A 10981-nucleotide genomic window follows, 5' to 3' on the forward strand; every position below is an offset into this window, starting at 1 on the left:
ACGTCGATGATGCTGGCGAAGGTCGACGGGCGGCCGATGCCCCTCTCCTCCAGCGCCTTGACCAGGCTCGCCTCGGTGTAGCGGGGCTTGGGACTCGTGGCGTGGCCCTTGGGCTCGACGTCGCGCAGGCTCAGGCTGTCGCCGACGGCGAGCGCGGGCAGCGACTGGTCGGCATCCTTGTCTGCGTCGCCGCGCTTCTCGTCGCGGCCCTCTTCGTACGCCTCGAGGAAGCCCTTGAACGTGTAGACGGTGCCCGAGGCGGTGAACTCGGCGCTGCGGCCGGCGGCCGTGGCCGTCAAGGTCACCGTGGTGGTCTCGTACTTGGCGTCGGACATCTGGCTGGCGACGGTGCGCTTCCAGATGAGGTCGTACAGGCGCGCCTCGTCACGGTCGAGGTCGGATGCCACCGACGACGGGGTGCGGAACTGCTCGCCCGACGGACGGATGGCCTCGTGCGCTTCCTGGGCGTTGCGGCTCTTGCTGCGGTAGACGCGGGGCTGGTCGGGCACGGCGCGGTCGCCGTACAGCGACACGGCCTGTGCGCGGGCCGCTTCGATGGCCTGAGTGCTCAGCGCCGTCGAATCGGTACGCATATAAGTGATGTAGCCCTTCTCGTAGAGACGCTGGGCGACGCTCATGGCGTGCTTGGCGCTCATCGAGAGCTTGCGGCCGGCTTCCTGCTGCATGGTCGAGGTCGTGAACGGCGCTTTGGGGCTGCGCGTGCCGGGCTTGGCCTCGACGGCGGTGACGGATGCCGTGCCCTTCGCGGCGATCGCATCGGCCAGTTCCCGGGCCTGCTGCTCGTCGAAGACGATGACGGCCTTCTTCAGCTCGCCCTTGTCGTCGAAGTCGGTGCCTCGGGCCAGCGGCAGACCGTCGACGCGCGCCAGGCGGGTGCCGAAGCTCGCGGCATCCTTCGCCGCCGTCGCCTCGACGTCCCAGTACGACGCGGAGACGAACGCCATGCGCTCGCGCTCGCGCTCGACGACCATGCGGGTGGCGGCGGACTGCACGCGGCCGGCGCTGAGCGCCTGGCCCTCGCGGCCGCTGCCGATCTTGCGCCACAGCACCGGCGAGACGTCCCAGCCGTAGAGGCGGTCGAGCACGCGGCGGGTCTCCTGCGCGTCGACGAGGGCGTGGTCGAGCTCACGGGTGTTCTCTGCGGCAGCGCGGATGGCGTCCTTCGTGATCTCGTGGAACACCATGCGCTTGACGGGGACCTTGGGCTTGAGCACCTCGAGCAGGTGCCACGCGATGGCTTCGCCCTCGCGGTCCTCATCGGTGGCGAGCAGGACTTCGTCGGCGCCCTTCAGCGCCCGCTTCAGCTCGGCGACCGTCTTGGTCTTGCGGTCGTTGACGACGTACAGCGGGTCGAAGTCGTTCTCGACGTCGATCGAGTATTTGCCGTAGGCCTTCTTCTTGTCGGCCGGGATGTCCTTCTTGTCGGCGAGATCGCGGATGTGACCCACCGAGCTCAGCACCTCGTAGCCATCGCCCAGGTATCCCTGGATCGACTTCATCTTCGTCGGGGACTCGACGATGACGAGCTTCTTGCCCTGTGCCACGGTGGCCGCCTTTCTATCCGTGCACACCATACACACCGGCAAGCAGAGCAGAACCTGAGTACGCTCAACCCTCAGTACCCTCATGTCCGGGCGCTGGGTGCGGGCGGGGCGGATGCCGCGGCACCACCCCACCCTCAACTCACTCCGCCGCGCGACGGTTCGCCCGGACGGCCAGCATCAGCAGCAGCCCGAGACCGATCACACCCGAAGCCACCGCGAGCAGCGGCATCGGCGCATCGCCTCCCGTCTTCGCCAGCGCGTCGCCTCCCGACATCGACGCCGCGTCGCCTCCCGACGGCGACACCGCGCCACCGGACGACGACACCGCGCCACCGGGCATCGATGCCTCGCCACCGGGCACGGCCGGAACCGGCTCCACGGTGTTGGTCAGCCTGGCCTCCGTCACCGCCCCCGGCGCGATCGTCACCGTCACCGGGTCATCAGCGAGGACGCGTACCGAACTGTTCGCGCCTGACTCCCGCTCCGCCACGGTGCACTCCGTACCGGCGGGCAGGTTGCCGAACGTATGCGCGTACTCCCCGGCGCCCGCGCCGGCGGGGATGTCGAACGTCTCGGCCAGCCCGTTGCTGCAGGTGGCCGACAGGGAGATGGCGGACTGCTGCCCGGCTGCCGTGCCTTCGATGACCTTCACCAGGCTCAGCGAGCCCGCGTTGAATTCAACGGTGTTGGTCACCGTCAGCGCGATGCCCGCCTCGGCCATCGTGCCCGGCTCCGGGAGGTCGGTGGTGACACCTACCTCGGAGGTCGCGCCCGTGAGCGGTTCTGTGACGGTGCACGTGTTGCCGACGGGGATGCCGCGGAACGTGTAGGTCTGCCTCGTGCTGGTCCCCGCAGGGATGTCCTGCGTGAACGTGTACCCCTCGCCGCAGTCGATCACGAGCTGGGCGGCGCCCTGCTGCCCCACCGCCGCACCGGCGAACGCCTTGGTGACGGTGAGGTCACCGGCGGAGAAGAACTCCGTGGTCGCTGTGGCGGTGGCATCGAACTGCGCCGTGTCGGCGAGGACCATCGGCTGCGCGGTGCTGTACGACGGGGTGTTGCCGTCATAGAGGTATACGCTGCCACGCTGCACGGTCACGGTCGCCTTCGCGCTCAGGACGGTTTCGGCGCCCGTCTCCCCCGGCCCGGTGATCCAGACGGAGGTTCCCGACGGCACGCTGCTCGCGTTCGGGATCGGCGTCGTGGCGGCGGCGTCGCTGTACATCTCGTAGCCGGTCGGCACGCTCAATATCACCGCCGCGGCACCTTCGGCCGTGACGACGTAGGGGCCCGCCGCGCTGCCTGCCGGTGCCGCGGCGGATGCCGGGCTGATCGCCACGGGTGCGTCCGGTTCGGTCACCGGGCCATGGGCCTGGGCCGCCGCGATGATCTCCGCGGTAGCGGTGCGCACCACCTCGTCATCCGCGCCCAGCACGAGGCCGTCCGTGAAGTACCAGATCGCCGACTGGGTGGCCGCGGCCTGCTGGTCGGGCGTCAGCCCCGCCGGCGCAGCGACCGCCGGGTAGTAGTTGTTGAGGATGTAGGTGACATAGCCGATGTTCGGCACGGTCGACTCCGACCACGTCCCCGCCTGGTAGCCGATGCCGACGGCGGTGGGAGTGCGCGCGGCGATGCAGTACATCTCGCCGGTGCTGGACGGGTCATTCACCGACTGGGTCGTGATGATGCCGATGAATCCCGAGCGTGAGGTGTAGTCGGCCGGTGGGCTATCGGGATACGGCGTTGCCGGGTCGGGCACGATGGCCGTGGGCGGCAGATAACCCGTAAGCCTCAGGCCCTCGGAGACGCCGGTGATGACGATCTCGGTGTCGGATCCGGTCCTCGCGTCGGCCACCGGCGTCGCGTCGTCGATGCTCGCATGTGCGGGCATCAGCGGTGTCACCACCAGGGCTGCTGCAGCAAGCGTGCCGAGAAGTGCGAGCAGACCGGGTTTCCGATGGCCTGCGCGCCCAGGGGAAGAGAATGGTGAGTTCATGATTGCCTTCCGATATGTGTCGCAACGCGGCGGATGTGTTCACACCGCACCCCACCGGTGATCGGGCGAACGTTGCTGACGGTGGGCGGATGCCGCGGCATCCGCCCACCCCTCAACTCACTCCGCCGTGCGGCGGTTCGCCCGGACGGCCAGCATCAGCAGCAACCCGAGACCGATCACGCCCGAAGCCACTGGCAGCAGCGGCATCGGCGCATCGCCTCCGGACATCGCCAGCCCCCCACCGGCCGCAGTGTGCAACCGCAGCACGGTGTTCGTCAGCGTCGCATCCGTCTCGGCACCCGGCGCGACCGTGACCGTGACGGGATCGTCGGCGACGATGCGCACCGAGTCATTCGCACCGGCCTGCGGCTCGGCGACGGTGCACTCCGTGCCGGCGGGCAGGCCGCCGAACGTCTGCGTGTACTCCCCCGCGGCCGCCCCTGCGGGGATATCGACGGTCTCAGCCAGCCCGTTGGTGCACATCACCGACAGGGAGATCGCGGACTGCTGCCCGGCTCCCGTGCCGTTGATGACCTTGACCACGCGGAGCGAGCCCGGCTTGAAGGTCACCGTGTTGGTGAGGCCGACCTCAGCAGTCGCCCCCGGCTCGATCGTCACGGTGACCGGGTCACCGGGCACGACCTCGACCTCGGAGGTGGACCCCGACACCAGCTCGGTGATGACGCACTCCGACCCGGCGGGGATCGGCTCGTACTTCTGCGTGTAGTCACCGGCCGCCGCGCCGCCGGGGATGGTGAAGGTCTCATCCAGCCCGCTGTCGCACATGACGCCGACCTGGATGTCCGACTGCGAGCCGGCCGCGTCACCCGTCACGGTCTTGGTCAGTGCGAGCGATCCGGGTCGGAGCTCGACGGTGTTGGTCAGCCGCGCCTCGACGGCAGCACCGGCTGCGATTTGCACCGTCACCGGGGCATCGGTCGTCACCTCCACCACCGCGTTGGACCCGGTCGCCAGCTCCGTCACGGTGCATTCGTCCCCGGCGGGAAGGCCGCCGAACGTCCGCGTGTACTCCCCCGCCGCCGACCCTGCCGGGATCACGAGGGTCTCGTCCAGGCCGCTGGTGCACATGATGCCCACCGACACCTCGTCCTGCGAACCGGCCGCACTGCCCGCGATGACCTTCACGAGGTTGAGCGAGCCGTCGTTGAGCTCGACCGTGTTGGTGACGGTCAATGCCAGCCCCTCGGGCAGCATCGTGCCTGTCTGCGGAGCGTCGGTGGTGACGCCCACCTCGGTGGTCGCCCCCGTGGTCGGCTCGGTGACCGTGCAGGTGTTGCCGACCGGGATGCCGGTGAAGGTGTAGGTCTGCCTCGTGCTGGTCCCCGCGGGGATCTCCTGCGTGAACGTGTACCCGTCGCCGCAGTCGATCACCAGCTGGGCTGCACCCTGCTGCCCCACCGCCGCACCGGCGAACGCCTTGTTGACGGTGAGGTCACCGGCGGTGAAGAACTCCGCCGTCGCGGTCGCGAGGGCTTCGAGCTGGGTCGTCTTGGCGAGGATCAGCCGCTGCGCGTCGTCTCGACCCGGGCTGTTGCCGTCGTAGAGATAGACGGTCCCCTCCTGCACCGTGACGGTGGCCCGGGCGGTCAGGACGGTTTCGATGCCCGTGACACCGGGGCCGGTGACCCATACGGATGTGCCGGAGGAGACGGTGCTCGGGTTCGCCAGCGGCGCGGTGGCAGCTGCATCCTCGTACATCGTGTAGCCGGCCGGCACGCTGACGGTGACCGGCGCTGCGCCCTCGGCGGTGACGACGTAGGGACCCGCCGCGTTCCCCTCGGGTGATGAAGCCGAGGCCGGGGCGATCTCCACGTCGGGCGCCGGCGGCTCGGTGACCGGGCCGTTGGCCTGAGCGTCCGCGACGATCTCCGCGGTGGCCTCGCGTACCTTGGCCGGGGTCGCGCCCAACACGAAGCCGTCGGTGAAATACCAGACCGCCGACTGCACGGCGGCAGCCTGCTGATCGCGGGTCAGCCCGGCCGGCGCCTCGACCGCCGGGTAGTAGTTGTGGAGGATGTAGGTGACGTAGCCGAGATTCGGCATGTTCGATTCCGCCCAGGTCCCCGACGCGTAGCCGGTGCCCACCGCGGTCAACACGCGCAGGTTGATGCAGTACGTCTGTCCTGTGCTGGACGGGTCTTCGACGGACGCGATGTTGCGTACCCCGGCGAATGCCGACTCGTCGACATACCCTGCCGGCCGACCGGCGGGGGGATACGCGGCCAGCGGGTCGGGTACCTCTGCCGTCGGCGGCAAGTACCCCTGGACGTCCAACCCCGCTCCGTGGCCGGTGTACACGACCTCGGTGTTCGGGCCAGTCACGGCCTCGGCAGCCGGTGCCGCGTCATCCAGTTTCGCGTGCGCGGGTTCAGCTGCCAAGGGCGCAGCGACCAGTGCGGCCGCGGCGAGGGTGCCGAGTGCGGCGCGAAGGGCCTGCTTGCGGCGGCGGAAGCCGCGAAGGAAACAGAAGTTCGGGTTCATCACTGCCTTCCAACGTGCGTGGCAGTGCGGCGGACATCCCACGCCGCACCGCTCGAAGCCGACCGGACGCGGCGGACGGTCGGCGCCTTCACTCAACGGTGCGAAAGGATAAGCACCGCCGCTTTTCAATCCCTTGGAGAAAGCCGAGAGCACTCGTCAGCGCGTCTGTCTCCTCCATCCGCCGGGCCCGCCGATTCGGCCCGTGCATGCTCTGAGGGCGTCGCGGTGCTTCAGGGCGCAACGGGAGGCGCACCCGGCGGCGGACCTGCACGCGCGGCCACCGAGACGGGCATGACCCCGTACGTCGCGCCGAGGGTGACGGTGGCCACGAGGCCGTCGAGCTCGCACGCGATCACCTCCGCCCCCACGGTGGCGGCTACGTGCGCGGCACGTTCGCACGGCACGCCCGCGACGGCACCGGATGCCGCGTCGGCGGCGGCGAGCGCGGCGGCATCGGCGGCGCCCGCGAGCCGCTGGCTCCACGCCGCCGCGGTTCCGACGCTCAGCAGCGACGCGCCCAGCAGCAGGCCCGTGGCGAGCACGCCGACGGCGGCGACCGTACCGGGCATCAGCGTCCCTCTCCCACCGCGCACGCCGTGGCGCGCAGCTCGCCGAGCGGCAAGGGCAGTCCCGTGGGCGCGGTGGCCGTGACGCACACGAGGTCGCCGACGGATCCGATGGCGGCGGCAGCCCCGGTGACCGCGCGCGACACGGCATCCTGCACGCGCCCGTCGGCTTCGCCCCGCGCGGCCAGCCGGGCACCCTGCGCCGCGCCCTGCTCGAGTCTGACCTGGCGGCCCGATGCGGTCAGTGCCCCGGCGAACAGCAGGAACACGATGATCACCGCCGGCAGGGCGACGGCCAGCTCGGCGGCGGCCGACCCCCGATCGTCCCACCGGCGGCTGCTCATCAGGCGACCGTGAGCGCGCGCCGCACGAGGTCGGTGAGGATGCCGCGCACCTCGTCGGAGCGCATGATCACCACCAGGAGTCCGGCGAAGGCGACGGCGGCCATGGTCGCCACCGCATACTCCGCGGTGGCCGCACCGCTCTCGTCGGCGATCAGTCGCGCCGCGCGACGGCGGGTGAGTGCGGGAAGGGTGTCGGGTGTGCGGGTCATGATTCTCCTTGTCGTGAGGTGGTTCGGGCACGGGTCAGAGCGTGAGCGGCGTCGTCGCGAGCACGCCGAGGAGCATGGGTGCCACCCCGAGCAGCAGAAAAGCGGGCAGCGTGCACACGCCCAGCGGCAGCAGCAGCCGTGACGACAGTCGCGCCGCACGCAGCCGCCCCTCGACGCGGGCACGGTGGCGGGCATGGGCGGCGTCGGCACGCAGCAGCTCGACCGCCGGGGCACCGGCCGTGCGCGAGAGCTCGAGCACGGCAGCGGTGCGCGGGTGCTCGTCGACGCCGGTCGCGGCGACGAGATCCCGCGCACGGGGAATCGAGACGCCGCCGGCGAGGGCGACCGCGAGCAGCTCGGCGTCCAGCCCGGGAACGCCCGGCGGCGGCTGCGCTCGGGCGATCAGCCGGGCGGTCCATCCGCGCGCGGCGAACATGAGCAGGGCGCCCGCCACGACGGCGGCCGCGCCAAACGGCTGGGTGAAGACGACCCCCACGGTGTCGAAGCCGAGCGCTGCGCCGAGGGCGACGGCGACCAGCGGCAGCCAGGCGATGAGACGCGCCGTGGCGACAGGCTCGGCCAGCGCGACCCGCACGTCGTCGGAGGCCGCCTGTGCATCGCGAAGCGCTTCGGCCACCGCGCGCAGGCTCACCGCCAACGGTGCTCCGACGGTCGTCGCGACAGACCAGGCGTCGGCGACATGACGCCACGTGCCGCCCGCCGCGGCGATGGCCACCGCCAGCGCGGCGCCCTTCGCGACCCGGGCGCACACCGCCGCCGCCGTGGCGTTTCCGGACGAGGCGAGGTGCTCCCAGGCCCGGTGCGGTGTGATCCCGGCCTGCAGCAGCACCGCGAGCTGCAGCACCGTGGTCGCCGCGGCATCCGCGTCGGGGGGTTGCGCGCGGGGGCGCCGGCCGATCACCGCGGCACCGCCTCGAGCGACAAGGCCCCGCCCGACAGCACGGGCCGCGCCATCCCCGTGACCTTGCGCGCACCACCCGCCCCGCGCGCGACGTGCACGACGCACCCGATCGCGCTGACGACCTGGCGGGCGACGGCACGCTCGTCCATGCCGGCCAGGGCGCCCAGCGCCTCCAGCCGGGCGGGCACGTCGCCCATGGCACCGGCGTGCAGCGTTCCCGCGCCGCCGTGGTGCCCTGTGTTCAAGGCGGTGAGCATCTCGCGCACCTCCTCGCCCCGGCACTCCCCCACCACGAGCCGATCGGGCCGCATGCGCAGCGCCTCTCGCACCAGCCGCGCAAGCGACACCGCTCCGGCGCCCTCGAGGTTCGGCTGTCGCGCCTCGAGCCGCACGTGATGCGGATGCCGCAGCCGTAGCTCGGCGACATCCTCGATCGTCACCACTCGCTGCGAGTGCGGCACCCGGTCGAGCAGGGCCGCCAGCAGCGTCGTCTTTCCCGACCCGGTGGCGCCGGTGACCAGCACGTTCACGCGCTCGTCGACGACGGCGTCGAGAAGCTCGCGCGTGCGGGGGCCGAACATGCCGAGGACCCCCAGCGCGTCGAGGTCGGGGACGATCGGCGCCGGCGCGCGCAGCGAGATCATGGTGCCGCCGCGCGAGACCGGCGGCAGCACCGCGTGCACGCGGAATCCGCCTTCGATACGCACGTCGACGCACGGAGTGGCGTCGTCGAGGTGGCGGCCACCGAGCGCGATGAGGTCGACCGCCAAGGTGCGCACCTCGCCCTCGGACATGCGCCATCCGCTCACGCGCTCCGCGCCGCGACCGCGGTCGACGAAGAGTCCGTCACAGCCGTTGACGAAGAGGTCGGTGACATGGGGATCGGTCAGCAGCGCCGCGAGCGGCGCGAGGGCGGCGTCAGCCGGCACGAGGCGGAGTGCGGTCGGGGGTCGCGCCGAGTCAGGGCGGGCCCACTGAGCCGCCGCGCCCACCGCCTGCGATGGCTCCCGAGGTGCAGCCGCGTGCTGCACGCTGCCCTGCCGCGGCACCGGAACCGCGCTCATCGACCACCGCTGCAGCCGGACAGCCCCCGACGACTCCACCGTCTCCGCAACCGCGCGCGCTGCCGACCCCGGAACCACCACCGGCGGCACCGTGAGCGGCAGCGCGCGCCGCGGCGTCTCGGCGCCGGGGGCGCTCGGCACGTCGGGAGCCGCGCCGACACGGCGGGGCAGGACGACGAAGGCGCTGGTCATGTGCCGACGGTAGGCCGACAGGCAGACCCTGCGCGGTGCCTCGACCCTGATCCGTGGAGGACACGCCCATCACGGCGATCTGGGGAGAGCGGGCGGAGAAGGAGATGGCGGCATCCCATGGGGGGGATGGGATGCCGCCAGACAACGAACACCGTCCTGGGGGGAGGACGGGCGTTGCATACGCCAGAACCCTGTTCGGCTGAGCCAGAACCGAATTCGACTGGGATTGAGCTTACGCAACCGCGGTCGAGCGGGCAAAACCGGCGCCCGGCGCGCCGTCAGATCCGAGCCGTGGGAGCCGGCATCCCCCACTATCGGCAGTAGTGACCGCCTCGGGGCGCTCAATAGAGTGACCCGCGATGACGGTCAGCCCGTCACGCCGACCCGCAAAGGAGCGCGCCGACATGAGCAGCCAGATCGACCACCTGCTGAACGAGACCCGCCGATTCGCCCCGCCCGCCGACTTCGCCGCGAACGCCGTGGCCACCGGCGAGCTGTACGAACGCGCCGCTGCCGACCGCGAGGGATTCTGGGCCGACCAGGCCCGGGAGCTGCTGCACTGGCACAAGCCCTTCACACAGGTGCTGGACTGGTCCAACCCCCCGTTCGCGACCTGGTTCGCCGACGGCGAGCTGAATGTCGCGTACAACTGCCTCGACCGTCACGTCGAAGCCGGCAACGGCGACCGCGTCGCGCTGCTGTGGGAGGGCGAGCCCGGCGATGAGCGCCGCGTCACCTACGCCGAGCTGACCGACGAGGTCAAGCGCGTCGCGAACGTGCTGGGTGACCTCGGCATCGTCGCCGGAGACCGGGTCGCCATCTACATGCCGATGATCCCCGAGGCGATCGCCGCCATGCTCGCCGTCGCCCGCGTCGGGGCGGTGCACTCCGTCGTCTTCGGCGGCTTCTCGGCTGACAGCCTGCGCACGCGCATCGACGACGCCGGGGCGAAGCTCGTGATCACCGCCGACGGCGGCTACCGCAAGGGCAAGGTGTCGGCCCTCAAGCCCGCCGTCGACATGGCGCTGGCCGACCGCAACGGCTCCGGCCCGCAAGAGACCGTGGAGCACGTGCTGGTGGTGCGCCGCGGGGGCAACGCCGTGGAGTGGACCGAGGGCCGCGACCTGTGGTGGCACGACGTCGTCGCCGACGCCTCCCCCGAGCACGAAGCGCAGCCCTTCCCCGCCGAGAACCCGCTCTTCATCCTCTACACCTCGGGAACCACCGGAAAGCCCAAGGGGATTCTGCACACCTCGGGCGGATACCTCACCCAGACGACCTTCACCAACCGGATCGTCCACGACATCCACCCCGAGACGGACATCTTCTGGTGCACGGCCGACATCGGCTGGGTCACCGGCCACAGCTACGTGACCTACGGTCCGCTCTCCAACGGCGCCACCCAGGTGCTCTACGAGGGCACGCCCGACACGCCGCACCCCGGTCGCTGGTGGGAGCTGGTGGAGAAGTACAAGGTCACGACCCTCTACACCGCGCCCACCGCGATCCGCTCGTTCATGAAGATCGGGCGCGAGGTGCCGCAGCGCTTCGACCTGTCCTCGCTTCGGCTGCTGGGCTCGGTGGGCGAGCCCATCAACCCCGAGGCATGGATGTGGTACCG

9 protein-coding genes are annotated in these 10981 nt (G+C 71.2%); 1 reads left to right on the forward strand and 8 read right to left on the reverse strand.

From position 1 onward, the window contains the following. The 8 genes from topA to NQ160_RS11450 all read right to left on the reverse strand — a co-directional run. Positions 1-1565 (reverse strand): type I DNA topoisomerase (topA, locus tag NQ160_RS11415; RefSeq protein WP_257515360.1); only part of this gene is annotated, 1565 nt, incomplete at its 3' end. Positions 1566-1704: 139 nt separating this feature from the next. Beyond that, positions 1705-3471 (reverse strand): thioester domain-containing protein, encoded by a 1767-nt coding sequence (locus tag NQ160_RS11420; RefSeq protein ID WP_257515361.1) that lies wholly within the window; start codon positions 3469-3471, stop codon positions 1705-1707. Between the two features lie 207 nt (positions 3472-3678). Next, positions 3679-6063 (reverse strand): thioester domain-containing protein, encoded by a 2385-nt coding sequence (locus NQ160_RS11425; protein ID WP_257515362.1) that lies wholly within the window; start codon positions 6061-6063, stop codon positions 3679-3681. Between the two features lie 230 nt (positions 6064-6293). Next, the gene (locus NQ160_RS11430; protein ID WP_257515363.1) at positions 6294-6632 is read right to left on the reverse strand and encodes an Rv3654c family TadE-like protein; all 339 of its coding nucleotides are present in this window, start codon (positions 6630-6632) and stop codon (positions 6294-6296) included. Beyond that, entirely contained in the window at positions 6632-6973 is a 342-nt protein-coding gene (locus NQ160_RS11435; protein WP_257515364.1) for a TadE family type IV pilus minor pilin, read from the reverse strand. Before NQ160_RS11435 ends, NQ160_RS11430 begins: the two co-directional genes overlap by 1 nt. Continuing rightward, entirely contained in the window at positions 6973-7182 is a 210-nt protein-coding gene (locus NQ160_RS11440; RefSeq protein WP_257515365.1) for a DUF4244 domain-containing protein, read from the reverse strand. Before NQ160_RS11440 ends, NQ160_RS11435 begins: the two co-directional genes overlap by 1 nt. A 34-nt stretch (positions 7183-7216) precedes the next feature. Continuing rightward, entirely contained in the window at positions 7217-8104 is an 888-nt protein-coding gene (locus tag NQ160_RS11445) for a type II secretion system F family protein (RefSeq protein WP_257515366.1), read from the reverse strand. Beyond that, positions 8101-9360 carry a TadA family conjugal transfer-associated ATPase gene (locus tag NQ160_RS11450; protein WP_306853180.1) on the reverse strand — a complete coding sequence of 420 codons (1260 nt, stop codon included), beginning with the start codon at positions 9358-9360 and terminating at the stop codon, positions 8101-8103. Before NQ160_RS11450 ends, NQ160_RS11445 begins: the two co-directional genes overlap by 4 nt. A gap of 404 nt (positions 9361-9764) precedes the next feature. Here NQ160_RS11450 and NQ160_RS11455 point away from each other — a divergent pair. Further along, positions 9765-10981 (forward strand): AMP-binding protein (locus NQ160_RS11455; protein WP_257515367.1); only part of this gene is annotated, 1217 nt, incomplete at its 3' end.

The organism is Microbacterium sp. zg.Y909, from assembly GCF_024626565.1.

Coding starts and splice junctions, on each gene's coding strand:
- NQ160_RS11450 (WP_306853180.1), bottom strand. CDS start 9,360: ATGACCAGCGCCTTCGTCGTCCTGCCCCGCCGTGTCGGCGCGGCTCCC.
- NQ160_RS11435 (WP_257515364.1), bottom strand. CDS start 6,973: ATGAGCAGCCGCCGGTGGGACGATCGGGGGTCGGCCGCCGCCGAGCTG.
- NQ160_RS11430 (WP_257515363.1), bottom strand. CDS start 6,632: ATGCCCGGTACGGTCGCCGCCGTCGGCGTGCTCGCCACGGGCCTGCTG.
- NQ160_RS11440 (WP_257515365.1), bottom strand. CDS start 7,182: ATGACCCGCACACCCGACACCCTTCCCGCACTCACCCGCCGTCGCGCG.
- NQ160_RS11425 (WP_257515362.1), bottom strand. CDS start 6,063: ATGAACCCGAACTTCTGTTTCCTTCGCGGCTTCCGCCGCCGCAAGCAG.